At 64.4% G+C, this 25,346-nt stretch carries 27 protein-coding genes and 1 pseudogene; 8 read left to right on the top strand and 20 right to left on the bottom strand.

Annotation, left to right across the window (positions count from 1 at the left end; all coding sequences use genetic code 11):
• The coding region (locus tag BLQ91_RS39225; RefSeq protein ID WP_176960207.1) for a transposase at positions 1 to 334 on the top strand (334 nt) is incomplete at its 5' end.
• Between the two features lie 230 nt (positions 335 to 564).
• On the opposite strand, the gene BLQ91_RS39220 is transcribed toward BLQ91_RS39225, so the two are convergent.
• The 3 genes from BLQ91_RS39220 to BLQ91_RS39210 form a co-directional block, all read right to left on the bottom strand.
• Complete coding sequence (locus BLQ91_RS39220; protein ID WP_090105560.1) at positions 565 to 828, bottom strand: hypothetical protein; 264 nt, start codon at positions 826 to 828, stop codon at positions 565 to 567.
• Positions 829 to 862: 34 nt separating this feature from the next.
• Complete coding sequence (locus BLQ91_RS39215) at positions 863 to 2,155, bottom strand: hypothetical protein (protein WP_143023096.1); 1,293 nt, start codon at positions 2,153 to 2,155, stop codon at positions 863 to 865.
• 128 nt (positions 2,156 to 2,283) lie between these two features.
• A complete protein-coding gene (locus BLQ91_RS39210; protein ID WP_176960206.1) occupies positions 2,284 to 2,652 on the bottom strand; it encodes a hypothetical protein in 369 nt (122 codons plus the stop codon).
• 530 nt (positions 2,653 to 3,182) lie between these two features.
• On the opposite strand from BLQ91_RS39210, the gene BLQ91_RS39205 reads away from it, so the two are divergent.
• On the top strand, positions 3,183 to 6,962 hold the full coding sequence (locus BLQ91_RS39205) for an NACHT domain-containing protein (RefSeq protein WP_176960205.1): 3,780 nt from the start codon (positions 3,183 to 3,185) through the stop codon (positions 6,960 to 6,962).
• A gap of 626 nt (positions 6,963 to 7,588) precedes the next feature.
• Here the strand turns inward: BLQ91_RS39205 and BLQ91_RS39200 are convergent.
• The 5 genes from BLQ91_RS39200 to BLQ91_RS39180 all read right to left on the bottom strand — a co-directional run bounded on the left by BLQ91_RS39200 (position 7,589) and on the right by BLQ91_RS39180 (position 12,529).
• Positions 7,589 to 8,041, bottom strand: coding sequence for a hypothetical protein (locus tag BLQ91_RS39200; protein WP_090105553.1), 453 nt, complete (start codon positions 8,039 to 8,041; stop codon positions 7,589 to 7,591).
• 87 nt (positions 8,042 to 8,128) lie between these two features.
• Complete coding sequence (locus BLQ91_RS39195) at positions 8,129 to 9,046, bottom strand: DNA-processing protein DprA (RefSeq protein ID WP_143023093.1); 918 nt, start codon at positions 9,044 to 9,046, stop codon at positions 8,129 to 8,131.
• Positions 9,047 to 9,284: 238 nt separating this feature from the next.
• A complete protein-coding gene (locus BLQ91_RS39190; protein ID WP_143023092.1) occupies positions 9,285 to 10,331 on the bottom strand; it encodes a hypothetical protein in 1,047 nt (348 codons plus the stop codon).
• Positions 10,332 to 10,420: 89 nt separating this feature from the next.
• Positions 10,421 to 11,086: a Crp/Fnr family transcriptional regulator gene (locus BLQ91_RS39185; protein ID WP_090105547.1), complete on the bottom strand. Its 666-nt coding sequence runs from the start codon at positions 11,084 to 11,086 to the stop codon at positions 10,421 to 10,423.
• A gap of 423 nt (positions 11,087 to 11,509) precedes the next feature.
• A complete protein-coding gene (locus BLQ91_RS39180; RefSeq protein WP_090105545.1) occupies positions 11,510 to 12,529 on the bottom strand; it encodes a DUF4192 domain-containing protein in 1,020 nt (339 codons plus the stop codon).
• A 652-nt stretch (positions 12,530 to 13,181) separates the two neighbouring features.
• Here BLQ91_RS39180 and BLQ91_RS39175 point away from each other — a divergent pair.
• The gene (locus BLQ91_RS39175) at positions 13,182 to 14,033 is read left to right on the top strand and encodes a helix-turn-helix domain-containing protein (protein WP_090105544.1); all 852 of its coding nucleotides are present in this window, start codon (positions 13,182 to 13,184) and stop codon (positions 14,031 to 14,033) included.
• A 385-nt stretch (positions 14,034 to 14,418) separates the two neighbouring features.
• On the opposite strand, the gene BLQ91_RS39170 is transcribed toward BLQ91_RS39175, so the two are convergent.
• The 11 genes and pseudogenes from BLQ91_RS39170 to BLQ91_RS43245 all read right to left on the bottom strand — a co-directional run.
• Positions 14,419 to 14,769, bottom strand: a complete 351-nt coding sequence (locus tag BLQ91_RS39170; RefSeq protein ID WP_090105543.1) for a histone-like nucleoid-structuring protein Lsr2 — start codon at positions 14,767 to 14,769, stop codon at positions 14,419 to 14,421.
• Between the two features lie 1,033 nt (positions 14,770 to 15,802).
• Positions 15,803 to 16,066, bottom strand: coding sequence for a hypothetical protein (locus tag BLQ91_RS40885; protein WP_143023091.1), 264 nt, complete (start codon positions 16,064 to 16,066; stop codon positions 15,803 to 15,805).
• 36 nt (positions 16,067 to 16,102) lie between these two features.
• On the bottom strand, positions 16,103 to 16,633 hold the full coding sequence (locus tag BLQ91_RS39160) for an ATP-binding protein (protein ID WP_143023090.1): 531 nt from the start codon (positions 16,631 to 16,633) through the stop codon (positions 16,103 to 16,105).
• A gap of 44 nt (positions 16,634 to 16,677) precedes the next feature.
• Entirely contained in the window at positions 16,678 to 17,034 is a 357-nt protein-coding gene (locus tag BLQ91_RS39155) for a hypothetical protein (RefSeq protein WP_090105541.1), read from the bottom strand.
• Entirely contained in the window at positions 17,031 to 17,681 is a 651-nt protein-coding gene (tmk, locus tag BLQ91_RS39150; RefSeq protein ID WP_090105540.1) for a dTMP kinase, read from the bottom strand. Before tmk ends, BLQ91_RS39155 begins: the two co-directional genes overlap by 4 nt.
• The gene (locus BLQ91_RS39145; RefSeq protein ID WP_090105539.1) at positions 17,659 to 18,237 is read right to left on the bottom strand and encodes a 3'-5' exonuclease; all 579 of its coding nucleotides are present in this window, start codon (positions 18,235 to 18,237) and stop codon (positions 17,659 to 17,661) included. The genes tmk and BLQ91_RS39145 overlap by 23 nt, the downstream gene beginning before the upstream one ends.
• Positions 18,234 to 19,376 carry a radical SAM protein gene (locus BLQ91_RS39140; RefSeq protein WP_090105566.1) on the bottom strand — a complete coding sequence of 381 codons (1,143 nt, stop codon included), beginning with the start codon at positions 19,374 to 19,376 and terminating at the stop codon, positions 18,234 to 18,236. Before BLQ91_RS39140 ends, BLQ91_RS39145 begins: the two co-directional genes overlap by 4 nt.
• Positions 19,377 to 19,502: 126 nt before the next feature.
• Complete coding sequence (locus BLQ91_RS39135; protein WP_090105538.1) at positions 19,503 to 20,375, bottom strand: helix-turn-helix domain-containing protein; 873 nt, start codon at positions 20,373 to 20,375, stop codon at positions 19,503 to 19,505.
• Positions 20,350 to 20,877 (bottom strand): DUF6879 family protein, encoded by a 528-nt coding sequence (locus BLQ91_RS39130; RefSeq protein ID WP_342670695.1) that lies wholly within the window; start codon positions 20,875 to 20,877, stop codon positions 20,350 to 20,352. Before BLQ91_RS39130 ends, BLQ91_RS39135 begins: the two co-directional genes overlap by 26 nt.
• A 5-nt stretch (positions 20,878 to 20,882) precedes the next feature.
• A complete protein-coding gene (locus tag BLQ91_RS43535) occupies positions 20,883 to 21,011 on the bottom strand; it encodes a hypothetical protein (RefSeq protein WP_281199907.1) in 129 nt (42 codons plus the stop codon).
• Positions 21,012 to 21,245: 234 nt separating this feature from the next.
• Positions 21,246 to 21,609, bottom strand: a pseudogene (locus BLQ91_RS43245) (zf-HC2 domain-containing protein); the annotation flags it as partial.
• 159 nt (positions 21,610 to 21,768) lie between these two features.
• Between BLQ91_RS43245 and BLQ91_RS40880 the strand changes: the two are divergent.
• The 4 genes from BLQ91_RS40880 (at position 21,769) to BLQ91_RS41945 (ending at position 23,799) form a co-directional block, all read left to right on the top strand.
• Positions 21,769 to 22,080, top strand: a complete 312-nt coding sequence (locus BLQ91_RS40880; RefSeq protein WP_143023089.1) for a hypothetical protein — start codon at positions 21,769 to 21,771, stop codon at positions 22,078 to 22,080.
• Between the two features lie 195 nt (positions 22,081 to 22,275).
• Positions 22,276 to 22,899, top strand: a complete 624-nt coding sequence (gene tcmP / locus BLQ91_RS39115) for a three-Cys-motif partner protein TcmP (protein WP_090105537.1) — start codon at positions 22,276 to 22,278, stop codon at positions 22,897 to 22,899.
• Positions 22,865 to 23,362: a hypothetical protein gene (locus BLQ91_RS39110; protein WP_090105535.1), complete on the top strand. Its 498-nt coding sequence runs from the start codon at positions 22,865 to 22,867 to the stop codon at positions 23,360 to 23,362. The genes tcmP and BLQ91_RS39110 overlap by 35 nt, the downstream gene beginning before the upstream one ends.
• Entirely contained in the window at positions 23,245 to 23,799 is a 555-nt protein-coding gene (locus BLQ91_RS41945; RefSeq protein ID WP_176960203.1) for a hypothetical protein, read from the top strand. The genes BLQ91_RS39110 and BLQ91_RS41945 overlap by 118 nt, the downstream gene beginning before the upstream one ends.
• A 130-nt stretch (positions 23,800 to 23,929) precedes the next feature.
• On the opposite strand, the gene BLQ91_RS39100 is transcribed toward BLQ91_RS41945, so the two are convergent.
• Positions 23,930 to 24,337 carry a deazapurine DNA modification protein DpdA family protein gene (locus tag BLQ91_RS39100; RefSeq protein WP_143023087.1) on the bottom strand — a complete coding sequence of 136 codons (408 nt, stop codon included), beginning with the start codon at positions 24,335 to 24,337 and terminating at the stop codon, positions 23,930 to 23,932.
• Positions 24,338 to 25,149: 812 nt separating this feature from the next.
• On the opposite strand from BLQ91_RS39100, the gene BLQ91_RS39095 reads away from it, so the two are divergent.
• Positions 25,150 to 25,346 (top strand): transposase (locus BLQ91_RS39095; RefSeq protein ID WP_245734309.1); only part of this gene is annotated, 197 nt, incomplete at its 3' end.

Below are 25,346 nucleotides of genomic sequence, written 5' to 3'. Positions count from 1 at the left end.
GCTGCGCACCCGCTGGCCCGGCGAGAAGTTGTACCTGGTCATGGACAACTTCTCCCCGCACCGCCACCCCGACATCCGCAAGTGGGCCGCCGGCAACCAGATCGAGCTGGTGTTCCTGCCGACCTACGGATCCTGGCTGAACTGGATCGAGGCCGAGTTCGCCGCACTGCGCTACTTCGCCCTCAACGGCACCGACCATCGCAGCCACACCGAACAGAACACCGCGATCGCCGCCTACATCCGCTGGCGCAACGCCCGCGCCAAGCCCAAGACCGGCTTCGCCACCGACTCACCCATCCGCACCTGGACCCATTACCCGGCCAACGTTGCGTGACGCGCCACTAGCTACACGTAGGCGAGCAGGAGTCCGTCGTGGCGGTATCGGTTCATGCCGGTCTGCCCTTGACGGCTCACTGATGAGCGTCGTGTGCTGCTGCACAGCTTCGTCGAAGGCCTACTGCTTGCACTGGTGTGGACCGGCTTCTCGCGCTGCGGTCGCCAGCGGATCACGCTCCTACACGTCCCGCGGTGATTGAGCAGATCGCCGCGCAGACTCAAAGGCCTTCAGGCGAGGAACTTGTCCGTCGTGGTCAGCTCGTATTCGTGGTGCGCGGCTGTGACCAGAGCGGCGGCGTACCCGTCGGTCTGGTCGAAGTACAACGTCCAGCGACCGTGGGTGTGGGCGGTGTCGGTACAGAACGCACCCGTGACGCGGCGCGGGATCTTCTTCACGCCGCAGACGTCTGACGGATCGGGCACGAGGATCACTACCGGCCGTTGCGTGATCAGTGCCGGCACCATGTCCGCGCGTATCTTGTTCTCGGTCATGTCTTTGGCTCCAGGTGGTGGATGGAAGCGCGGGTCAGTCGGCGGCGTGGTCGCCAGGCTGCCTGTCCCACTTGCGCACGCGTGGCCGGATCCGTAGTGGCTTGCCGACTGGCCCGTTGATGTGCGGCATCACGATCGTGTCGACGTGCGTAGTTTTCGTGCACTCCTCGGGGTCCAGGTGGTGCCCGGCCGGATTGCGGCAGACCGACCTGCGATGTGGCGGCACAGGCCAGCGGTACTCGCACGAGCCCGCCCGACGACCGGTGGACAACGCAGCGTCTCGTGCGGCCGCGTGCATGGATGGCCGGTAGTCCGGATGCACCCGCACCACCCGCACACCGGACTCGCCGTCGTTGTGCTTGCGCCGCGGAGCGAGGTGTTCGACCTGCAGCAGCGGAGTTCGTGCAGGGGTGCTGCGCTGGGACAACAACTGCCAGCAGGTGTAGAGCACGTTGAGCCACTCTTGGCGGCTGTCCGGTTTCGGCGCGGCAGGCAGGTGCGATCCCCACCGCAGCACGATGTCCGCGTGCATCTCCAGCTGCGGCGTGCCGGCGTGCTTCTGAGCTTCGAACACCTGGGCTGCAGTGACGATCTCACCGGATGGGTGAGTCCACAGTGGCTCATCGGGCTCGAGCTGGCCGTAGAGGTCGCGCACCTCGGTGTAGAAGTGCACCCAGACGCCCTCGAAGGAGGCCTCCACTGGCAGGCCGACGCCGAACGGGCTGCGGCGGTACCACTGCACTCCCGGACCGTCACCGGTGGCTTTCCACGTCGACCAGGCCGCGGCTATGACCGGCGTTGTGATGGTCAGGTCGCGGCGTACCAGATCCCACAGGCCGTTGGTCAGGTTGTGGATCGACGCGGTCGTGCCACCGATCGGTTCGTCGAACACGATGAACCCGGACTCCGAGGGGAGCCGACCTGGGTTGGCCGGTTCGATCGGCGGCGTCTTGGCGATCGCCAAGGCAAGGCTGGTCATGTCCGCGGTGGCGTGCCAGATCGGTGTCGGCGCCGCGAGCCGTGCCGCTTCGGCCTCACACAGCAGCCGCGCCTGGGCGAGGTGGTGCAGCTCGTCATGGTCGGGGTCGTGTTCGTCATAGACGCCGATGATCTTCGGCATGAAGTAGGAGCTGTTGCCGCGCTGCAGGATCTGCGCGGTGATGTCGTGATAGGCAGGGCTTCGCACGATGCTGACTTGGCGGTCACGCATCGCCGGCAGCTCCTGTGAGCGCCGGGGTTTCCACGCGTTGCGTGCAGGCTGAGACAGACGGTCATCTTCCACGGGCGTTGTCCTTGTCGTGGTTGAGGTTTCCCGCCCATGCCACATGCCCGGACGGCGTCACCTCCCCCACCAGGCACGCCGCGGCCGAGAATGCCGATGGCTGCCCTCGGATGAGGGTGTGTGCGTCGCCGGGTCTGCTGCGAGGCGGCGGAGGATCGTGGTCTGAAGTCGGTTCAGCCGGGCAGGTGGCCGGGCTGGTTCCACAAGCGGCGGATGAGGTCGAAGGTCCACTCGACAGGTGCACCGTTGGCTGTGGTGATCCACGGGTCGGTGTGCCGATCGAGGATCAGAGCGGTCGGGGTGCCGTCGTAGCGCACGGCCTCCGTCGCGTCCTGCGGGCGGAACCACACCTGGCCGCTCTCGATGTGGCAGGCCAGCGCGAGCGCGGCGTCCAGGTCGCTGCCGTAGTAGCAGCACTGATCACAGCGCTGAACCCCGTCGGCGGTGTCACCGATCACCGGCGCGTACACACCGGGAATCAGGTCGCCCTCAGGACAACACCAGCCGGACACCAGCGGCGCGGTCGCATCAGGTGCACGCAACACCACGGTCGACGCAGTGGGATCCGCAGGCTCGGACGGCCTGGTCGATGCAGCAGTGGCTGCGGATTCGGTTTCACGATGCATCAATCACTTCCTCACAGGGTTGGATGGAGATGAACCCGCTGTGTCGTTGCCGGCCAGGCAAGATCGGCGGGCGGCAACGCCGTCGCAGGAATCCTTCGGCGCGGAATGCGGCCATCTCAGGTCCAGTGCCGCGCAAGGCGGCCATCAGGTCGAGACCGCAGAACTGCCCCGTCGTTCACCGCACTGGTCGCTGACGAAGGCGCGGCTGCCTTGCGCGCCGTAAGTTGACCAAGATCAGCGCAGCTCGTAGCTGCTTCATGCAGAGACGAGTGCGGCCGTTGCATCCCGGATCTGGTGTCGTTGTGACGGCGGCTGTCTGTCAGCGGTGTACTGCAAGTTGCACTCCGCAGGCAGTCATCTCCGACTGCCCATGAGGCGAGCTGTGTGCACCTCGCCGGTGGCTTCGGATGTGGGCAACAGCGGAATCAGGCCGCGGTCCGGAGGCCGTGCAAGCCAGCAACGCCGCCGAAGTTCACTTGCTCGCCGCAGTCCACTTGACAGGGAAATTGGGCCGGGTTGGCAACAGCCGCACGGTGAATAGCGATCATTTGGAAGTGAGTCGAATACGCGGCCGGGCGCCGTTGCTGTCGGTGATCGCCATCGTGGTCGGACTGGCGGGGCTGGTGTGGTTCCTGTTCACCCGACGAGACGACCTGCTCAGCAGGCTGAACTCCATCGCGGGGATTACCAGCCTGGTGATCGCGATCCTCTCGCTGGTGGTCACCGTGGCAGGCGTTGTGGTGGCCATACGGTCAAGCCGACCAGCCGGCGCCCCAGACCAGGCCCGTGACCGGCTCCGCTGCGCGGTGCGGCAGCAGTGGGACCGCGAAATCGGCATCCGCAAACTCCGCACTCCTCGGCCGCTGCGACTGACCTGGGCACCGTCACCCCGCGACAACGTGACCGCCAGAGTCATCGGGGCGCCGGCGCCCTCGGGCGGGTTGACGCTGCGCGCCGGGGCCAGACCCACGGTCGAGCTGATGCGGCAGTTCCGAGAGCTGCCGTCGCGACGGCTGGTGGTGCTGGGCGAGGCGGGCGCGGGCAAGTCGGTGCTGGCGATGCTGCTCACGGTCGATCTGCTGACCGAACCGCAGGACAATGACCCGGTGCCGGTCCTTCTGCCGATCGCAGGATGGGACCCGACCGAGGAGCTCGGATCCTGGCTCTCCCGGCGGGTGCACGAGGAGTACCCCGACGTCATCAGCGCATCAGGCGCGGCGGAATTGGTGGCCGGCAACCAGGTCATGGCGGTGCTGGACGGGTTGGACGAGATGCCCAAGGCACTGATGCCGCAGGCGCTGGCCGCGATCGACGCGGCCAGCGAGGGCCTGTGGATCGTGCTGACCTGCCGAGGCGCGGAGTACGAGAAGCTGACCGCCCAGCGCACGCCGCTGAGCCGGGCGGCCGTCGTGGAAATCGAGCCGATCGATCCCGACGATGCCGGTGTCTACCTGCGCGACAACGAGGCCGTGGGCGATCCGCGCTGGCTCCCCGTTGTCAGCCGCATGCACACCGACAACGGCAAGAACCTCGCGAAGGCCCTTTCGACGCCGCTGATGCTGTCGCTGGCCCGCGACGCCTACCGGGCGCCGGCGTCGACGCCGGCCGATCTGCTCACCATCGCCGATCAAGGCGCGGACGCAGTGACACACCGGGTCCTCACCGAATTCCTCCCCGCGGTGTACTCCAGGACCGAGGCCGGTCAGCGTGCGTATCCAGCCGCGAAAGCCGAACGGTGGCTGCGCACTCTCGCCAACCACCTCGCCGACCGCCGCACCGATGGCGTCAACCTCTACTGGTGGCAGCTCGACCGCGCCGTCCCGGCCCGACTGGTGGGTCTGTTCATTGCCGTCGTACTCGTGGTCCTCGGGACACCTGCGGTGTTCGGCAGCGTCTTGATCATGGGTGGCCGACTCAATGCCGCCCTCGGTTTCGGGCTCGCGTGTCCTCTACTGGCCGCGGCGATCGCCGGACCCGGCACGGGCCGGGCGGTCCTCAGCACGCCGACCCGGTGGATCGGGTTGGCTGTGGTGAGCGCAGCCCTTCGAGACGGATTGCTGGCAACGCTCGCGTTCTGCTCGGTGATCGTCTTCTTGGACGACAGCAGTGAAGCCCAGTTGAACAACCTGGACTACCTCGCTGAACTGTCGCAACCAGCGTTGGTGTTCATGCTGGTCGGTACTGCGATGGGCGTGATCACGAACGGCCTGGCGATGACCCGCTCCGCAACCCCTACCCGGCCGTCGCTGAGCAGACGAGACCTCGCCAGAGCAGTGCTGTCGGGAATGGGGACGGCAGCGCTGGTGGGACTGCCCGTGGCCGCTACGGCGGGTGCGATCGTCGGCGTCCTCGAGGACTCCTTGCCGCGGGGACTGCAGTACGGCGGCATCGTCGCCGCCGCAGCGGTCGGTGGCCTCGGCTTGGTGGTGGGCATCGCCAGGGCGCTCGCGTCCCCGGTTGCCAACGATCAAGCGCGCTCGGCCAGGTCGGTCGTTTTCGGCGACGCGATCACCTTGGCCCTGGTCACGTCCATCACTGCGGTCGCAGGCGGCATCGCCATGTGGCTTGTCACGGGCCTGAGCGGCCAACGCGATGCACCGGAGCTCGGCCTCTTGACCGGCATCGTGTTGGCTGTCGTGGTCGCGGTCGGCTCCGGGGCGCCGTGGGTACGATTCCGCGCGGCTCAGGCCCTGCTGGCACTACGCGGTCGACTTCCGTGGCGGGTGATCCGCTTTCTGGAAGACGCCCACCGTCGTGAGGTCTTGCGCCAGTCAGGTGGCTCGTACCAGTTCCGTCACGACCTCGTCCAGGCACACCTCACCACCGCCCGCCCCCAGTCCCGGCCACCGCACGGCGGGCTGACCCGGCGAGCGATTCACACAACCATCGCGCTGCTCGTCCTCGCCGCGACTACGGCGACGATCACCGTGCCGTCGCTACGGGAGGCCATAGAAACTCGGACCCACCAGCGGGCCAGCACAGAGCTCCAGGCGCGGATCGAACGCGAACCCGACGCCCGAATCAAAGTCCGCCTTGCCCTCGCGCTCGCCACGATCCGCCCGACCGATGTCGATCTCGCGGCACTGAAAGCTGTGCGTGGTGAACCGACCATCGCCGCACCCCCGAACACCTCGGTGCAAGTCGACGGGACGACGATTACGGCCGTCCACGACCGCACGATCTGGCGGCTCGACTCCGGGACCTCATCCATGGCCACACTGCCCGCCCGGCCGCGCACGTTCAGCGCCGGCGGCGACCGGGTGATCACGATGGACACCGGCACCGCGACCGTCTGGCGTTGGCACGCAGGAGATCTTCTGCTGGAGTACACCACGAACTGGACCAGTGCCACCGTCGCCCCGGACGGTCGGCACGCGATCGTCCGGGCGGGCCGGACGCAGGTGTTCCTTGTCGACCTGACCAGCCAGGCCGAGACGCCGCTCGGCCTACGGACGTCCACCGCCCCGACCGTGCAGTTCATCGCCAACGGGCACGCGCTCGTCAGCGATCGTGCGGTAGCGATCGTCGTCTCGTTCGCCGGCGAGACAAGCCGCAGCGACATCGCGGCGGTGTGGGCGAGCGCGCCCAACGGACACTCGCTGGTGCGACTGCTTGACGGCCACACCGAATTCTGGAATGCGACAACCGGCGCGCGCCGCGACCTCGGGCAACCAGTGACGGCAGATCTCAGCGCCGACGGCCGGTGGGCGTTCCTGCACTTCAACAACCGCAGCCAGCTGCTCGACCTGTCCGGCGTCGCCCCCACCCAGGAACTGCCGTTCTCCGCCCACCTGACGGACGACCGGGAACACGTCGCCACCACGACCGCAGACACGACCGAGATCCGATCCCTGGCCACGAACAAGGTGATCGCGACACTGCCACGCGCGGTCCCGACGAGAATGACGGTCGCATCCGACGCCGGGATACTCGCCATCGAAACGATGAACGGAACCCAACTGCACGCGCTCGGCCCGAACTCACGACCCAAGGTCCTGCTTTCCGACAGGCGGTGGGACGTACCACGAGTCGTCGGCGACTCCATTCTGATCAAGTCGGCCGAGAACGGAATATCCGTGTGGCCCCTGAGCCTCTTGCGGGACCTCGACTACGACTCCGACCTCGGCCTGGCCTGCCAGGTTGCGGAGGGCGGGTTCACCGAGAGCGAGTGGGAGCAGCACATCCCCGCATTGCCCTACGTATCAACTTGTCCATCCGGGCGCTAGCAGCCAGCCTGGCACATTGCTACCGCTGTCGGACACGCCGAGACGACTGCGTCCCATCACAACGAACTTGTCCGATACGGCATGCATCAGCGTGGTGCCTCTGGTGTCGCGCCCGGTTGCAGCCCAGTCTCGATCTTCACCAGGTCACAACGCCGGGAAGGATAGATGGTGCCCCTGCGGGCGGTCATCGAACGCCGGTACGGTCGGATTCTCTTGCGCGGCGCGAGCGCCGCTTCGACAAGTACCTCGGACACCTGCACCAGGACCGACGGCTAGCTTCGGACGCCGACAATCGCAGCAGAATCTGATGTGACATGTCGCGCTGGGCGAGCAAGCTTTGCAACTGCGAAAAGATAGGGCTTGGACTAAGGTATCGCTATCGCCCTGCGCGATCCGCAGCTCCTCCGCAGGTTGACAGCGCATCGCCGATGCCCGCAGTGATACAGCCCTGACGCGTAAGAAATACGCTGGCTGCAAGACAAGGCGAACGCACGGCTGCGTCGCCGGCTGCTGCGTCAGCGCTCAGCTCAAGGCGCGTACGCGCCCGATGTCTGTTCGTCTTGATGCCGACACGGTTGTTGTTGCCGGATTTCACAGCCAGGTGCCGCGGCTGGGCTCACGCGCTCTCACGGCTGGCCCAGGCGACGAAGTGGTCCCTTGATGTTTGCACGAAGGGCCCGATAGAGGTTGTGCAGAATGGCGAGATCGCCTGGATCGACGCGCTCACGGCCCTGGCTGCGGGCGATGCAGGTGCTGACACGCTTGACCAGCTTCGTCCACTTCTCGCTGTCGATGAGCCCGGCGCAGGCCTCGCAGGCCGCCCAGGGCCCTTCACTCATCCTCATGGAGTCATGCGGGATGCGGAAGTCGTTGGCGGGAAGCACGAAGGCGGGGTGCCCCTGCCCGCAGAAGTCGCACTTGCCGCCTGCGAAGTCAGCCGGTGCGCGGACGGGAACGACTTCGTGGTCCTGAGGGGCCGATGGCGGATGCACGAGCGTGCTGCCATCGGTGTCGGTCACGACATCGAGTACGCACTGGCAGGTTCGGCAGATGAACATCGTCACCTTGTCCTTCGTCATGAGGTTCGGCTTGATGAGCAGGTGATGCGGTGTGTTTCAGCGCCTCGCAGCGCGGCGTAGTCGCCGGTCGAGCCGGGAGCGCAGCGGCTACGTGTTCTGCATCGACTCCACGATGTGCGCGACGGAGCCGACCGGAGTTGCGTGGCCGTCCCGGATCAGTTCAAGGCAGCCGAGTGACGTCGACGAGGTGATCGGTCCTGGCACTGCCATCAGGACGCGGCCCAGTTCGACCGTGATCGCGGCGGCGTTGCGTGCTCCGCTGCGCAGTCCGGCCTCGACGACGACGGTGCCGGCGCTGAGGGCGGCGATGAGCCGGTTCTTGGTGATGAATCGGTGCCGTGCAGGTGTGATGCCCGGCGGGTGCTGGCTGACGATCAGGCCGTCGCGGGCGATCCGGCTCAGCAGGCCGTGTTGGCCGGCCGGGTAGGCCACGTCGGCAGCGCATGGCAAGACCGCGACAGCGATGCCTTTCGCTTGTTGTGCGCCGCGGTGCGCGGCGCCGTCGATGCCGTATCCGGCGCTCGAGACGACCGTCATGCCTTGCTGGGCGAGGCCGTACCCGAATTCGCTTGCCACGTGTTCGCCGTAGGCGCTGGCGGCTCGACTGCCGATGACAGCGACTGCGTTGTCCACCGCATCGGGCAGGTGGTGTGGTCCTCGCACCCACAGCGCGAGTGGTTCGCCTTCGCCGGTTTCACCGTTGCCAGCATCCGCCGGCTTCGCGAACGCTCGGTGTGGCCATTCGGCGTGTTCGGGTGTGATCAGCCTGCCGCCGCGGGCCGTGATCAGCTCGAGGTCTTGATGGGCGCGGTCTTGTGCTTCACGGGCTGATGGCACGTTGGCGACGCTCAGCGCGACTTCGCCGCATCGGACCATGTTCGATGCTTCGACGGGTCCGACTCGGGCCACCAGGGCGGCCAGTACCTGGGGATCGGATTCGGCTGCTCGTGACAGATGTGCCCGCGCCAGGAGGATGTCGTCTGCGGGGTCGCTGTGAGAGTTCACGGTGGTCTCCAATGTGGAGCGTTGGGTTGGGTGATGCAGCTTGTGTTGCAGGGGCGGACGCGGCGGCGACCGGCGCAGCGGGGCGAAGATGTCATGTCAGCGATGCGCCTGCTTGGCCGTGAGGGCAGGACTCAGCAGGCGACGTGCACTGGGTGAGGTGATGTCACGCGTCTGCTGACGAATCGCACGAGTGAAGGTCAGCACTTTGGTGCTGCTGCGACTTCGCGCTCCCTGGTCGTCAGCACGACGTATTCGCGGCTATGGTCGAGTCGGCGAGGTCCATCACGGCGTACAGGTAGGTCACGCCGTCGGCGGCATGGGCGTCTTCGCCGGCGAGTCCAAGTGGCGGCCTGACGGGACAATCCATGTCCGCGACCCATACGAGCGCTATGGAGGCGGACAGCTGGATGATGTTCACATCGAGCAGCGCGTGCATGCAGCTGCGGGTCAGGTAGCGTCGAATGCTCAAAACCTGTCGTGCCGTGGTGCCGAGCTTGCGACCACGGTCGTGGTCTTCGTGAAGCCAGAACCGGATTTCGGCCGCCAGCTCGGTCAGCGTCAGCTGGCGTAGTCCCTCGTCTGTTTTGTCGATGGTGCGGTGTACCAGGAACGTCCACCTTCGACCGCGGTCGCAGTGGAAGCGGCGCAGGGCGGTCTCGTTGTCCGCGGCGTCGACTGTGTCCTCGACGCGGTGTGTTGTGCACTGCACCAGATACTGATCGAGGCTGGTGCTGGCTTCGAGAGCGCAAGGCTGACGGACGGCTTGGTCGTCTGTGTAGACGGTGTCTTCTGCTGCGGCCTGGCGGTTGGGAACGGCGAGACTGGCGGGCAGCTCGACCTTGAATGCATCCGCGCCGGCTTCGCCGTCATCGTCGTCCTCCGGTTGCCATTGCAGCAACGCCGGTGAAGCGTGCCGCAGTGCACGGCTCAACAGATCTTCGGCTTCGGCGCGCAACTGCTCCCAACAGGCGTCTGCGCTGTTGCCTGGCCCTGGTGCCGACGCCGGCATGTCCGGTGGGCTGGTGACGGCGTTGATTTCGTCGGGGTCCTCGAGGTCGAACAGCCACAGCAGGGTGCCGCGGGGGCCGATAACGGCGAGCAGACGAGCTCCGCGCTGCTGCACTGCCCAGTCGTCGACACCGACGATGAGTGCGGCTGCGGATGGATAGTGTGCTCGGATCGGCAGTGACGCGGCTGCGATGCACAGTTCCGCGTGTCGGCGCCCGGCATGCTCGGCGTTGAGGCGTGCGAGGTTGATCTGTGCGGCGAGGCGGTCGTGCGACATGGCACGGACTCCTTCTCGTAGGTATGGGAGCACGCAAAGGCCCATGGCAGTCGGTACTCGCGGCGGAGAAAGAGTTCTTGGCCGGTCGCCTAGCTGCGATGAGCTCGCCTGGCCAGGCGGTGGGCGTCGAGGATCAGAACGCTCTTGTGCTGTACCTGCAGCCAGCCGCGCTGCGTGAACTCGGCGAGAGTTTTGTTCACCGTTTCGCGGGAGGCACCGATGAACTGGGCGAGTTCTTCCTGGGTCAGGTCGTGATCGACCCGCAGGCACGCTCCTTCGGTGACGCCGAACTGTTGCGCGAGCTGCAGCAGTGTCTTGGCCAGGCGACCGGGTACATCCGAGAAGATCTGGTCGGCCAGCTTGGAGGTAGCGCAGCGCACCTGCATGGCGAAGGAACACAGCAGATGGTCGGCGAGTTCGGGTCTGGTGAGGATCCACCGCCGAAGACACGCGTGGTCGATGCAGACGGCCTGCACCTCGGTCAGCGCGGTTGCAGTGGAGGTACGCGGGCCAGGGGCGAATGCCGCCAGCTCGCCGAGTAGATCGGCAGGGCCGCAGATGGCGTGCAGGTGTTCCCTGCCATCGGCGCACGAGCGGCCGACCTTCACCTTGCCGGACTCGATGATATAAAGCCCATCATCAGGCGCACCTTCCGCGAAGATCACTTCGCCGCGGCGAAACCGGACCTTCTCCCCCGCGTTCGCAGCGAGCTCGACGAAGGCGAGGGGGAACGGCCGCTCAGAAAGTCTGGTCATGTACGGAACCTCCGTTTCTCAGAGTGGGGGCACTGCGGCGCCTGACAGCTCATGTGGAGCGCGTTGGCTTCCGGCGACGCTGTGTCCCGGCTATCGAATCTGTCTGCTGTCGAGGAGCGTCGACGGCTGCTGCCTACTTCTTGGCATCTGTCCTCGATGGACGTACTTCGGGCTTCGCCTACAGCACCGGGGAAACGCACCGAGGTTCGCGATCTATCGAGGATCGTCGGCGTGGTGTCGACCATGAGGAGCTGGTTGTCAGCGAACCAAGGCGGCCTGCGACGCAGACCGCCGTCGTGGTTTCGTGCCGAGGCTGTGCAACGGCTTGCTCATGCCGGGATGTCGGACTCGACCTCATGTTGTGGCGCTGTTGCGCCGCGGTGGTGACTTCTCACGCAAGGCAGGCGCTGTACGCGAGAGCGCTCATCCGCTGATCACCTGGCCGTTTAACTTGATCCCGGTCGGCGGATGAATGGATGCGAACACCGATGGAACCGATCCTGCGAGGTCGGCGATGTCGGCTGGCGGGACGGCGTGGCAGAAAGCGTGGAGCAGTAGCTGCGACAGCGTGTGTTGTGGTTCGCAGGCGAAGGCGAGATCCAGAGCGATCATGGCGGTAGCGCCGTCTCCGCGCATATAGGCGCACACTGCCGCGAGTGCTGCTGGTTCGGCTCGGTGCGAGGCAGGGCTACCGCAGGCGAGTTCACGGAAGAGCTGCTCGGCGCCGGCCTTGATGGGCCCGACGGCAAGGGTGAGGCAGGTGTCCCGCACGTTGAGGTTTTGAAGGACGACTGCGAGGGCGGCGATGCGTGAGTCGGGCAATGACTTGCCTTCGAACACCAGCGTCGTGAGCGCATCCGCCACGACCCGCAGGCCGGTCTCCTCGTCCCATTCCCAGTTCGTCTCGAGCTGTTCGATCAGCGCTGCGCGGCGATTCAGGTCCGTGTCCTGCGCGAGTGCCATGGTGTCGACCAGTTGGTCACGGCTGGACAGGATTGGCTGTCCGCAGGCCACAGCCTCTGCGGCGACTACGGTCGACGCCGGGTCGGGGATGGTTCCGCTGATCGTGTTGTCGACGTAATCACACCAGGAAGCGCCGGCCGTCGTGGCCTGCACCCAGTAGGCCACACCGGCCATGTCCGCGCGATCCAGTCCTGCCAGCATCGCGTGGATGATCTCGCTGTGCGGCAGTTCAGACGTCCAGGGCTCCTCGCTGACGACAACGAGGAACGCGGCGACGGCACGATCCTTCCTGCTGATCATCTCGGTGAACTGATGGACGAGGAGCATCTGGTGCTGTTCCTCGGGTAGGTCGACGCGCGCGACCATCATCACCTTGTCGGATGCATCCACTACGACGGCCACCAACGAGTTCTCGGGATGAAATCCCAGAAGCGCCGGGATGCTCGCAATGAGCGATTCGATGTTGCTGATGCGATGCAAGGTCTTCTCCTCCGTTGTTCAGGTCACCAATCCGGACCGAGTCGCTGCAGAGGCGGACAAGATCGAGGCACGCTTTGGTGCATCGAGCTGGTTGCGGTCAGCACCTCCGCTGCGACAGTGCGCAGCGAAGGTGCCGTTGAGCCATGGGAAAGAGACAATCAAGTCCTATAAGGACAGATAGCTTGGGTTGATCGAGGCGATCTCAGCTACGTCTCGGCAGCGTTCAACGACCGCGCGGACCGTGACCGCGCAGCTGTACCCGAGCACCAAGCCCGGCCGCTTGGGGAAGCAGTCATCGGCGAGCGCGCATCTCAGCGGCGACCTCGTCCCGCCAGTCGCTGGTTGCCCGAGCGCGGCATGCCCCGTCGCCCCTAGCCTCAGGGCCGTTCGCGACAGGATGGGAGTCAACAAATGCGGATGAGTAACCAGGATCCGACGTCACAACGCCACGAGCCAGCAAGGAAGCCATGCCAGGTACGCGCCCGGCCATGCACCGATGTCCCCGAACCGCGGCGCGACTCTCAGATGCGCCGGCAGCGTCTTCCAGAGCATCTGAAGAAAATCTACGAGTTATCCGACCGGGAAACCATAACACTCAAGGAATACGATCTCGTATCATGCACTGTTTCTCCGAGACCGTGACTCGGATCTGATGAGCATCAAAGTCGTAACACTCGTCTGGGAATATGCACCCGCAGCGGGAAACGAGCTGCTTCTGCTTCTGGCTATCGCCGACCAGGCGAACGACCTCGGCGCGGAAGCATGGCCGTCCATCGACACGCTCGCCCGCCGGACGAGGTTGAATCCACGGACCGTTCAACGGCTCCTGAGAAAGCTGGTGTCGGCGGGTCTTCTCTGCATCGAGCCTGGCGGAGGACGACGCAGCAACACCTACAGGATTGATCTGTCTTTGCTGGTCAAACCTCCACCAGAGCGCGGGACATCCGACGGATCATCCGTCATGGATCGTCACCTCCGGCAGGACGCCACCCCTGACACGGCGACCACCCCAGGGGTGGTCAAGTACGACCACCCCACCCCTGACGCAGCTGCGCCACCCGACCCGTCCAGAACCGTCCTCCACCCACCTGGGGTTGCCGGCGCGGCTACCGCAGATCCGGGCGGCGACGCCGCAGCCGATTCACGAAGAATTGTGCAGCTCGCACATCAGCGTCATCCCATGTCACCGGAAAATCGAAGGCGCCTGGAAGATGCGGTCTTCGAGGCGCTGTCCATCGGGCACGCCAGCAGGGAGGTACAGGATCTTGTCTCACAGAATTTGGACGGCGCCTACTCCCCCGCAGCGGTGATGTGCGCACGGATCAGGTCGTTGATGAAGTCATCGCCTGCGGTACCCACTGCCGCCGCGCGTCCGGCCTGGTGCGGGAACTGCGATGGCCCCGAACCTCATCGACGGTGGATTCAACTCGACGACAACCGAGTCACGGCCTGCCCTGCTTGCCACCCTAGGAACAACATTGTTCCCGCCGAGGTGAGTGCGTGACAACACAGCCCCGACGTGGTCGTGAGCAGCGCGGTGCTCACGACCCAAGCACCACTGCGCCTGTCGGCTTCGTGTGGCGGTCCAGCATGTGGCGCTCGTGCGCTGTGCGACTTGCAGATCGAGCCGCATCTGCGGTGCTGGACCACCTCGTGCCGCCGCCGGTCCGGCAGCGCAAACGAGTCGGCGTGGACAGTTTCGCCAAGGCCAGAAGCTTGCCAATCGTCGTCGGCTTGGCCTTCGCAACACCCATGGCTTGCAGCGCCGTCGCTTCTGCCCCTGCGCTCGACCTGCAACAGGCGTGACTCTTCACCTGGGGACCTACCTTGGTGTGTACGTACGCCCACACCCCTGATCACGCGAGCGCAACAAGCTGCACGCAGTCAGTTCAGCGATGTGCGTTCTCGAACTGCTCGATGACGTTGGTGGGGATACGGCCGCGGTCGGAAAGCTCAAACCCAGAAGTTCGCGCCCACTCGCGGATCGCTTTCGTCTGTTCCTTGGTCCGAGCCTCGGCCACGATGGTCCGCCTGATGCTCGTAGGCCTCTTGGCGCGGCCACCACTACGACGTGCGTTTGCCACGAAGTCGGCTAGCGCGTCGCGTAGTTGCGCGGCGTTGGCGGGGTTCAGGTCGATGGAGTAGGCCACGCCGTCCAGGCCGAAGCTGACGGTTTCGACGTCTTCCGCGACGGTGCCATCGAGGTCGTCGACGAGCTGAACGAGAACTTTCTGCGCCATGATCTATCTCCTTCGAGGTTGAACAGCAACTTTAGCAAGATCAGTTCGACAGGGGAATGATCGGCGCACTTTACTTGAAGTAAACAGAGATTCACCGAGACGGCGGAGCCGATGTGCACGGCCGTGCAACCTGCGGGCGCAGGCGTGTTACATCAACATCAGCTGATCGCGCCGGCATCGGCCACACGAGCAGACAATGCGGTCATTCAAGGCATTGGAGACCGGGATGGTCCCTGGCAATTTCACTGAATCCGACCCGACGTCAGGTCAGGTTCACTTAGCTTGAGGTTCAACTTGTTCGGCGAGGTCGTGGGGTGCTGGATGTCTTCTCGTTGCCGCGCTTGGTCGTCTGTTCGTGCTGGTGACGCTGTGGACGTCGTGGCGTGCGGCGGGCTTGTGGTTGGGTTGGCTGGCGACCCGGCCCGGGCCGGGTCGTGAGAGTTTTGGGATAGTGGCCGGACAGGTGAGTTGTGGGCGTAGGTTCCGAAATCCTCGGCGGACTCGGGCGGGACTCAATCGCTGGACTGTCCGGGTTTCTTCCATGGCCGGCGCAGGTCGGCGGTGCGGCCGCGGGCGAGGCGGAGCTGGGTGTAAGCGGCCAGGAGAAGCGAGGTCGAGTGACTCGGCCACGGGGTCGGGCTGCTCGACTGCGCACGCCGCCTCAACCTGGCCCTGAACGACCGCGCGGGCGCCGTCGGTGTTCTACTGGGTGCCGCGGCGCATCGGGCGTCCTGGGCGGTGCGGCGGGTGAACACGCGGGCGAGGTGGCCGCTGATCTCGAGGCGGAATATCAGCAGACAGCTTGATCGAGGATGAGGAGGCGCCGATCGCCATGCGCTACCAATTCCACTTATATTGAATCTACTATATCAAATTCTACCTTATCCAGCCAGCGATCAAGGCCGCTCCGCGTTCACGATGATATGGAGCGGCTTTAATTAATGCGCGAGACAAAAAACACCCGCCGAGGCAATCCCGACGGGTGGAACGGAAGCTCATTACCTGTGATCTCGCGATGCAGGACAGAAAGACCTCACCATGAATCTGCTACTGCCCGCATCTCCGCGATCGCTTCACTCAGAGCCGTGCAGGCGTCGGCGATCCTCACTACCGGACCGAACAGCGCTTCGGTATCGGACACATGAGCGGAGTAGTCGCCCCTACGATCGACGGCCGCACGGACGCCGCGAGCACCGCCGGCCAAGGTCTCTTGCAAGCCCATAACGGAAGATGCGGCTTGCTCCATGTCATTGAGGTGACCGTAGACCGTAGCCCGGACCTCAGCAATGCTGGCCATGTTATTCCTCGAGTTGAAGGCTTTCGTCTCCGCTACCTAAAGTTTGTTGAGGCCGTCGAGAATTCGTCGAATCAGGTCAAGGTCGCCGGTCAGTGCCGGCTTGTCCGGGACATTGCTCAGCTCTGGAATCGGTTGCGGGTCACGTAGAGGCAGGCCGGCCGCCGTACGTCCATATACGGCCAGCTCGGCCCAGTTCACGCGTCCTCGCGGACTGATGAAGGAACCCCAGCGGTCAGCAAACGCGTCGACCAGGCCCAAGCCCCTGCCCTCTGGCACGTCGGCTTCAGCAGATAGCTGGAGCGCTTCGTCGTGCAGGTCCGTGACCTCGAAGACGATGTGTCGCCGGTAGCCGAGCATCCGCAGGATGATCAGGCTCGGAACCTTCGCTCCTCCAGTCTGCTCTACGGACAGCGTCACCAGCTCGACCGCGACAGCCGCCACGTAGTCCTCGATGAACAAGGCCTGCCAGCGCTTCAGCGTGTCGGAGATGAACATGCGCGCTACCGCCACCGCCGTGGGAAGCGCCACTAGCTCGAGGCTGTCGATGAACCGAGGCTTTTCACGCATCGGGGGCACCTCGGTTCGAACGACCTGATGCACAAAACTGGCCATCACGGCGTCCACAGCAAGCGCGACTTCGTGACCAAGGTGGGTGCACCCGACTCGCCCGGCTCGGGCAGGCCGAGTAGATCGGTCACGATCTCTTGCAGGTGCGCACCTGACTTCTTCCAGACGCAGCCACCGCCGTACTCATCGGCTAGGAGACGTACGGCACTGACGTTGGTGCGGTCAAAGATGAAGAGCGCGTCGGTGTACTGCTTCCGATTCATGCTGGCGGCCAGACCGGTCAGCCGGTGTGCGTCGTCCTCGATGACGCGGAAGTTCCACCCAGCGCGCCTCACGTGCACGAGCTGCTGCAGCTCTGGGTATTCCCGCAGGGCGTCTGCTTCCGTGATCAGGGTGTTCACGAGCTCATCACCTCGCTACCGGCTCGCAGGCTCATGAGCTCATGGCGGATGATCGCGGCTGACCGCTCAGGCGGTCGACTGGAACAGTCCACTTTGCACACCGCAAAACCCGCGCCCGACAGCGTTTCTGCGGCCTGCTGGTAGAACTCCACTTCGGCGTAGCTGCTACTGGGCGTTCGCTGGAAGCGGTTGTGAGGCCCACGTGCCGCTAGGCGGCTCGTAATCACTTCCGGGTCAGCGTCGAGGATGACCGCAAGATCGGGCTGCTTGGCGACTTCGTTGAGCTGCCACAAGAACACGGGGTCTACGTTGTCGAATCGCTGGATCACTAGACCAGAGGCGATGTAGCGATCGGAGATGACCGTGTGGCCCGCTTGCAGGAGAGGCTCGATTTCGTGCTCGACGTGGTGGTACCTGTCGGCCGCGTACAAACAGGCCAGCGCGTGGCCCGTAACCGTTTCGGTCAGCTCCGCGGCGAGCCTGCCAATAGGCCCCTTGGACGGCTCAGCGGTCATGTGAACCTGCTCGCCCTCAGCCAAGAGCATCTGAGCAAGGTGCCGAACGATCGTGGTCTTCCCCGCGCCACTTGGGCCATCAACGGTGACGAACAGGCCGCGCCCGCGGTCAGAAGAGAGCCGGCTCTTCATCGGACCCACCCCCTACCGGTTGACCCCGCAGCTCCTCGATGCTTCGCCGGCCTGCCAGATGAACGAACAGCCTTGCCGTCACGATTGCGTCGTACTTGGCTCGGTGCGGCTTCTCCTCGCTGTCGAGACCGCTTGCGAGGTCAAACTTCTCGATCAGCGCGCTGAGCTTGTAACTGCCGAGACCCGGCATGAGGCGACGCGCCAGCTTGAGCGTGTCGAACACCTCGGGGCACTGCCAGGTGCCGAGCTTGCGCTGAATAGCCCCCACATCCACGTGAGCGTTGTGGCCGATAAGTGCCGAGGCATCCAACGCCCTCAGCACATCGGCTTCCACGTAGGCGAACAGCGGAGCCGCCAGCACATCCTCGTTGCTGATGCCGTGAATCCTCTTCGCGAAGCCGGTGATCGGCTCGTCTGGCTTCACCAGCCACGTTCGCGCCTCGCCGATGACACCGCCGACGATCGGTACGGCGGCAAGCTCCACCAAGTCGGGCGGCTGCTGGCCGTTGCCCTCGACGTCGACCACGACGTAGTTCAAAGAGGTCCAATGCGTCATGCCAGGTTCTCCGTCCATCCGATCTCGGCGCGGCCATGCCGCTTCTCGCGGTGCGGGTGAAGCTCGTCATGGATCTGGAAGCCGAGCGTGTGCTGGAGGAAGTAGCGGGGCTGCTCGGATTCCAGGCCACTGACGAGAGCTGCCCGGTCAGTGATGTCTATGACCTTGAGCGTTCGGGTATCGGGCAACACGCTTGCGACCTGGTGCAGTTCTTCCACGGTCGGCGTTCGGTGGGCGCCGGCGCACAGCTCCAGTTGCGAGAGCGGGCAGATGTCGCACAGCTCCCGGACGCCGTAGTGGCCGTTGTAGTCCGGAAGACCATGCACGTAGGAGACAGCGCAGGAGGTCTTGCGAAACAGCGCCGCCGAGTTGGAGAAGGCTTCGAGTACGCGCGCTTCAAGCTCTTCAGGCACGATCTTCCGCCGGGCCGTGCCCTGGTAGGGCTCAGGGATCTTGTTGGCCTTGTAGTACGCGGCGATCTCGTCCCGGTAGAAGAGGCCCGTGAACACCGTGGCGTCAGCGTGCTTGCTCAGCTCGTGTGCGGCGGCCAAGTGCTCATCGGTGTCGTTCAGCCCCGGAACCAGCGGACGCCAGTAGAGAACCGTGCGGTACTTGCGGATGCGCGGTGAACTCATGAGCTTCAACGACTCGGCCGCAACGTGGGACGGGTAGGGCTCGATCCTCTTGTCATCGATGCCGGAGTACGTGAAGAGCAGCGTCACCTTGATGTGACTGAGCTGGTCAAGCCGGTCGATGTCGTCCTCGTTCAACTGGTGTCTGGTGATCACGAGAACGTGGTTAGTCAGCTCACGCTCGTCCAGGTCTTCGAGCACGGCGAAGGTGTGGGGAACCCTGGGAAGGAAGGGTTCGGTGGCGCGGTTGAACACCTGGATCGGCGTCACGTGGGATTGGAAGTAGCGGTGACCCACCAGCTGCTCAACCGCCTGGGCATCCGACATGAGCGCAACGGGCTTGTTCTCGTCCCACAGGCCGTAGGTGTGCCGAATGCAGTACCCGCACCCGAGAGAGCATCCCTGGATGTGGTTCAAGCTCAGCCCGCTTTTGCGGTATTCCACGACTTCCTGGGCGCGCGGGGGGAGCTGGCTGATTCGATCCTCGCTCAACAGGGGCACAGGCATGATCACGTTGCTCTTCTCCAAGGTCAGAGGGCTTGACGCGTTTGGAGAGTAAGCAAGTGATCACTCAGTGAACAGAAAATTTCTCGGTTTTGCTCGAAATAGCTTCGTGACGCTCGACTAGGGAAATCAGGAGCCAAGATCTTCTTCGGTTTCGTCCGCCAACTCCCTCATGACACGGCCGATGATGGCTCGCGCCTCGGCGCCGTAGCTGGCGACGCCGGCATGATGCTCGAAGATGTTGGTGTATAACTCGATCTCCTGCGGTTGTCGCAGGTTGATCTCAGCCGAGTACACCTCGACCTGCGCCAGGTGATCGTCGTAGATCCAGAAGCCGTGGCGAGGATCGGTGACGTACTTCGTCCCGAAGCCAACAACCCCAAGCTTGACGTTGCGCATTGAGGTCATGGCCGTCAGGCGGTCAAGCTGGCCGATCATGACGTCCGGGCTCACAAGCCGGTAGCGCAGTGCGGCCTCGGTGATGACGAAGTGGAAGCGCTTATCTGGCCGGTACAGCATCTCCTGACGCTGCATCCGAACTTTTACGGCCTCGTCAATATCGTTGGGCACCTTGTGCACCATGACCACTTGAGCAAATCGGGCCCGCGCGTACTCGGATGTCTGCGCCAGACCAGGGATGACCGTGTTCTCGAACCCGCGGTACAGCTTGGTTCGTTCGTCCAATTGCGACAGTGTCAGTTGGTGGGTCTTCAGGCCGCCCTTGAGAACCCGTTGCCACTCGGCATGTTGCTGCTCAAGGTTGTGGAGCGCCGCGAGCAAGCTGGCAGTTTCGCGCTGCGCACCGGTGGCCTGGGTCCAAGCCGTGATGTCGTTATCCGACGGGTTCTGATGACCGTTCTCGATCTTCGAGATCTTGGAACCTGGCCACGACAACGACTCCGCGAGCTCTTTGCCGGATAGCCCGGCGGCCACCCGAAGCTCTCGGAGTCGTTTGCCAAGTGCCTTGCGCGCCTCATCAACGCCGGTCGTCGCGCTGCTCATGCTTGGACAGGAACTCGTCTCGCTCGGTGGCGTGGTGCTGAGCCGCATCACGCCAGTAGGTGTGCTGAACGATCTCAGCTGGGTCGTCGATGAACTCCCCGCCCAGGAACTCGTCGGCCTCGGAGAAGCGCATCTTGAGCAGTTTGCAAGAGTCGAACAGCCAGTAGTCGTACGGCGGCAGTCCGGTCGCCTGCTCGCGGGTGAGGTAACGGATGTCGTCACCCGCCTCGCGAGTGTGCCCCGCCACCCACATGGCAAAGCGGGTGTAGTTCGTCAGTGGGAAGCTCACCACCCGCACACGGGAGAACCGACGACCTTCGGCGGTCGCCTGCCGGACCATGTCTGCCCAGCCCTCGTGATACGAGATGTCCGGCTCCCCGGCCAAGAACTTGGCCAGCGGCTCAGCCTCACGCGGGATGTTGTACTGGTCGCGCATCTCCAACCGGTAGGCCGTGTGCTCGAAGGTCGTAAAGAGCTTCGCGAACTCCGGGCCAGGCTCGATGAGCGTCAGCTGTCCGCTCCCTTCTCCTGGCCGTAGCGAAGGGCGTACATCTTGAGCACTTCCTCGGGGATCTCGACCAAGGTCTCGTGGTCCGGCACCGGGCCGACGTCCGACAGCACCTGAGGATCGGTCACCTTCCATCCCTGAGCGATGTAGGTAACGCGGTCCGTCCTGTCGGTTGCGAACAGCGTAGGTGAAGCACCCTCGGTGGACTCGGGATCTTTGCCAAGAATTTCAGCGCGCATCGTGCCTCCTTGCTCGAAGTTGAAGCAAAATGCTCCGCTATCGTGGGGTATGGGGTCGAACGCGTCAACCAGGTGGACACGGTGGCCCGCGGGCCTCATTCGATCGGATGAGGCGGTTCATCCAGCTCGCAAAGTTGCGTTTACGTAGGCCAACTCGCTCGCCAGCACTGAGCAGCCACAGCAGTTGTTCAGGTGGGCGTCGATTTGCGTCCTCTCGCGGCGGGACAACGCGCCCCCGCATCCAGGCACCCAACCGGTCAGCCGCGGTCCGGCACCGCTCTGCTGCGACTTCGACCAGGTGCACCTGGAGGTATGCCTGTCGCAAGCCCTCGCGGGCGCGGTACGCCAGCGCGGCAACGCTGTTCGGAGCCAGGCCCAGCAGCGGCGCCAATTCGACCGGCGTCTTCCCCTCAACTTCGGTGTGCCACAGGATCATCTGCCAGCGCTGTGCCAACCGCGCGAAGGCGCGGGCGGCCAGCGACCGTTCTCGTAATCGCACTTTGCAACCGCATTAGGCCCACTGGGTGACGTGAGCGCGGAACTCTGTGAATAAGTTTTCATTCAGAGAACTGCAGACCACTACCGTCGCACCACTGCAATGCGGTAGGTGTTGTACGGCCAGTCGTGTCGACGGGAGGACTAACTAATGAGTAAGACTCGTCAGTTGATCGGTGCTGCAGTAGCAATTTTCGCCCTGGCCGGAGCCCCGACGGCTGCCGCGCAGGCAACTCCGATCCCATGCTCCACCTGGCAGTACAACACCGACAGCGGTAAGCCGATTTACAGCAGCGGCGCTGGTTATGACTTGGTGGGATACACCGCGAGTGGCGGATTCGTTAACGTCACCGGGTTCTCCGGTGATTTCCGGTACGGCAACTTCTACAACTCCTCAGGGCAGCGCTACCAGACGGAGAAGTGGATTCATCTCACGCACATCCACTACGTGCGCTGCTGGTAGCTGACTGACATACGCGCAAGCCCGGCCTCCAGAACCGGTGCGGTTGAGCGCGCGGAAGTACCGCCTGAACAGCAGGTCGGGCGATGAGTGCTCGCCGGTGTCCGGATCGACGTACCCACCGCCCGTGCTCGTCGCGGCCGCACTTCATCAGCGTGAGGGCGCGGCTGAGCGGGCCACGATCCACCATTCGGGGTTGTGCGCGCTACTGGTACGTCGGTGGCGAGGGTTCGCGGTAGTCCTGATTGGATAATCAGGAGGTGTGGACCGCCAACGACAAGTTCTTCCAGGAGAAGCAGGCTGCGGCCGTGCTTAAGCACGGATCCTGCGGAAGTACCTGCCGGTGTTCACGGCCAAGACCGGCAGCAGCGCCACCGGGGCCGGGTGGTCTATCTCGATGGGTTCTCCGGACCCGGCCGCTACGAGCCCGACAAGGGGCAATCGGTCGGAGCCGAAGGCTCTCCACTGCTGGCGATGCAGACCGCGGACGCGGTGGAGGCGTTCCGACGCACCCTGCACTGCGTATTCGTTGAGCGGGCCCCACAGCACTTCAAGAACCTGTGCCAGGTCCTTGCACGCGAAGCGTCGAGTAGGGACTACGAGACTCTCCACGGCGACGTCAGCAAGCACCTCGATCACGTGATGGCTCTGGCCGAAGGCCAGCCTTTGCTGGCCTTCCTCGACCCGTTCGGCACCGGGTTGCCCTACCCCGAGATGACCGACCGCCTGCTCCGACGACCGACCAGACCACCGACCGAGGTGTTGGCTCAACTTCAACCTGCATTCGGTGTGGCGGATCGGCGGCCTGCTGACCGGCGATGAGACGGATGCGGATGCCGCTGACCTTGATGCGGTCCTGGACATCGACTGGCTCCCCGTTCAAGGCGAGGACGACACTCAGCGAGTGGACAACCCGCAGAGCGTGGCAGCGTCGTTGGCCAGGATCGACCAGTTCCTGGGCAGCGAGTGGTGGCGGGAGGTCTTCAGCGACGCGCGCACGAAGGCGCGCGGTCAGGGAGAACGGGCTGCTTCGGCACGGGCTGCCCAGGAGGTGGCCAAGGAGTACTGCAGGCGCATTGAGGCCGATACCGGTTACCAGGCGTTTCCTGTGCCCATCCGGCGCGAGCCCGGACAGGAACCGCTGTTCATGATGATCCTGTTCTACCGGTGCCCAGGCGCACCTTACGTCTTCAACGAGGCTGTGCCAGGAACATCGATGCTGCACGGTCGATCGCCGCTGGCCAGGGAATCGACAGCAGCGAAGATGCGTTCCCGCTACGGCTGACCTCGCCGGAAGAACTGGTACTCGCGGCGAACAGGCTGCTAGTCATCCTTGCCTCGGACGAGCAGACGCGCGACCGGATCGCCCGCAACCTGTTGTTGACCCTCATGGATGGCGACATCGACAACCCCCGGCTGCTGGAGAACTCGCTGGCCCAAGCGCCGGCCGACACCTTCAGGCACGATCTGCTCGCGCTCGCCGTCTCACGCTCCCCTTCGATCCGCGCCTTCGCGGCTCACTGCTGGACACAGATCGGCGACAGTGAAGAGGGCATCGGACGACGACTGGCTTCCGATCCCGCCGGAGTCGTGCGCTTGGCACTGGCCCATGGACTCACCAGCACCGCCAAAACCGGCATCGACGACATCCGCAGGATCCTGAGGGACGACTGCAGGTTCAGCGTGCGGGCAGCAGTCCAGCAGTCAGACCAGCGCTGCTGATCCGCTCCGAACCTTCACACCGGAACGCTCAAGCAGTGAAAGCCCCGAGGGATGAGTCCTCTGGGGACATTGCATTAGGCGATGACCTGGTTGAGGCAGTCGTACCAGTGGAGCGCGTAGTTTTGGCAGTTCAACTCTGTCTTGTGCGGACGGGTCGCAGCCCGAGCTTGCAGAAGTCGGCATACGACCAAGCCAGCGAGTCAGCACTCGCCAACTTCGAGCCGACAGCCTGGAACGCCACCGTCTTCAGGCCGAAGCCTTGGAGCTTCAGGCCTTCGTCGTGAAGCTGCCCGATGGGCTGCTGTGCAGGAGCGTACGGTTCTGCCGGTAGACCGAAACCTAGGCCGACGCGCGGTTCCGCGGTCGAGTCGATGCCGGCGGCGAGGTAGCTGTCCCCGGGGCGGTAGTAGTCGTTATTGGTGAACGCCGGAAGAGCGGAGATGATCACGATCTCCGGAGCCAGATCCTCGAAGTGCAGGTAGTTGACGCGCGTCTGGCCCCAGTGCGACTTCCCGCCGCCACCCGTCTTCACGAACACGTCGACACCGAACTGTGCCGCTCTCCACGAGACGACCGGCAGCCACCGGCACCGGTGGCTGAGCAATCAATGCACGACAGGTGGTGGGGCTCCTTGGAGCCCCACCACCGCTTCGCTGCGCTCCGACCTCGCCGTCGCCCTGTCGAGAGGGCCCCGGCATCAGTCGAGTGCGTCACGACGGATCTCCACTCCGAACTCTTGGCCGGAGGCTGAGTGGTGACCCACCTGTTCCAGGGCCTGAGCCCTATTGGCGAACCGCAAAACTATCGAGATGGTTCGCGGTTCGCCCCCTTATGACGGAGGAGGCACCGCGAGGCATTAAATCTTCTCAAGGAAATTAGATGTGAGGTTCAACCCACTAACCTTGACTTTCTACTACTGACTGTGTTGCGGCATGCTTGACCCCGCACTCGGCATCGGTCGAGCGCGTCACGGATCCGCCGTCTTCGAACTCTTGGCCGGAGGCTGAGACGGCGGGGTCCCCTGTTCCGAAAGGTGTCTTCGTTGGCGCGCAACAACATGAGGTCAACCGACCTGTCCACACGGTCCTCGCAGGCTCCCGCAGCTGGCACCCGGAAACATCAGCCCGCCAAGAATCCCGCTGACGGGCGTGGTCTCGGGGAATGGTTGAGGGTCGGACGACCCGCCACCGCGCTGGACGAACTAGGGCCTGTATCGAAGTCGACTACGGCTGTTTGAGCCGGATTAGCGCTGGTGGGCGTGTCGATGATCAAGAATGAGGGAGGTCTCCGGTAGAGGGTTTGTCTGCGAAGAGAAACCTGAACACCGGAGACCTCGTGGACACCTTAGCGGTGGCGAGGCGGTTCGATCTGACCGACGCGCAGTGGGAGCGGCTGGAGCCGTTGCTGCCTGTGCCGTCACGGTCGGGTCGGCCGTCGTTGTGGAGCAAGCGGCAGTTGATCGACGGGATCCGGTGGCGGGTGCGCACCGGTGCCCCGTGGCGGGACATGCCGCCGGAGTACGGATCGTGGGCCGCGGCGTATGGGTT

The sequence above is a fragment of the Lentzea jiangxiensis genome (assembly GCF_900104175.1).
GTDB lineage: Bacteria > Actinomycetota > Actinomycetes > Mycobacteriales > Pseudonocardiaceae > Lentzea > Lentzea jiangxiensis.
The sequence above is the reverse complement of the archived record's forward strand: the minus strand, read 5'-3'. Positions and strand labels throughout refer to the sequence as shown.

What these genes read in the sequence shown, in the direction of transcription:
- BLQ91_RS39220 (WP_090105560.1), bottom strand. Translation starts at nt 828, where the DNA reads ATGACCGAGAACAAGATACGCGCGGACATGGTGCCGGCACTGATCACG.
- BLQ91_RS39215 (WP_143023096.1), bottom strand. Translation starts at nt 2,155, where the DNA reads ATGTGGCATGGGCGGGAAACCTCAACCACGACAAGGACAACGCCCGTG.
- BLQ91_RS39200 (WP_090105553.1), bottom strand. Translation starts at nt 8,041, where the DNA reads ATGACGAAGGACAAGGTGACGATGTTCATCTGCCGAACCTGCCAGTGC.
- BLQ91_RS39190 (WP_143023092.1), bottom strand. Translation starts at nt 10,331, where the DNA reads ATGTCGCACGACCGCCTCGCCGCACAGATCAACCTCGCACGCCTCAAC.
- BLQ91_RS39185 (WP_090105547.1), bottom strand. Translation starts at nt 11,086, where the DNA reads ATGACCAGACTTTCTGAGCGGCCGTTCCCCCTCGCCTTCGTCGAGCTC.
- BLQ91_RS39175 (WP_090105544.1), top strand. Translation starts at nt 13,182, where the DNA reads ATGAGCATCAAAGTCGTAACACTCGTCTGGGAATATGCACCCGCAGCG.
- BLQ91_RS39170 (WP_090105543.1), bottom strand. Translation starts at nt 14,769, where the DNA reads ATGGCGCAGAAAGTTCTCGTTCAGCTCGTCGACGACCTCGATGGCACC.
- BLQ91_RS40885 (WP_143023091.1), bottom strand. Translation starts at nt 16,066, where the DNA reads ATGGCCAGCATTGCTGAGGTCCGGGCTACGGTCTACGGTCACCTCAAT.
- BLQ91_RS39160 (WP_143023090.1), bottom strand. Translation starts at nt 16,633, where the DNA reads ATGCGTGAAAAGCCTCGGTTCATCGACAGCCTCGAGCTAGTGGCGCTT.
- tmk (WP_090105540.1), bottom strand. Translation starts at nt 17,681, where the DNA reads ATGAAGAGCCGGCTCTCTTCTGACCGCGGGCGCGGCCTGTTCGTCACC.
- BLQ91_RS39145 (WP_090105539.1), bottom strand. Translation starts at nt 18,237, where the DNA reads ATGACGCATTGGACCTCTTTGAACTACGTCGTGGTCGACGTCGAGGGC.
- BLQ91_RS39140 (WP_090105566.1), bottom strand. Translation starts at nt 19,376, where the DNA reads ATGCCTGTGCCCCTGTTGAGCGAGGATCGAATCAGCCAGCTCCCCCCG.
- BLQ91_RS39135 (WP_090105538.1), bottom strand. Translation starts at nt 20,375, where the DNA reads ATGAGCAGCGCGACGACCGGCGTTGATGAGGCGCGCAAGGCACTTGGC.
- BLQ91_RS40880 (WP_143023089.1), top strand. Translation starts at nt 21,769, where the DNA reads ATGAGTAAGACTCGTCAGTTGATCGGTGCTGCAGTAGCAATTTTCGCC.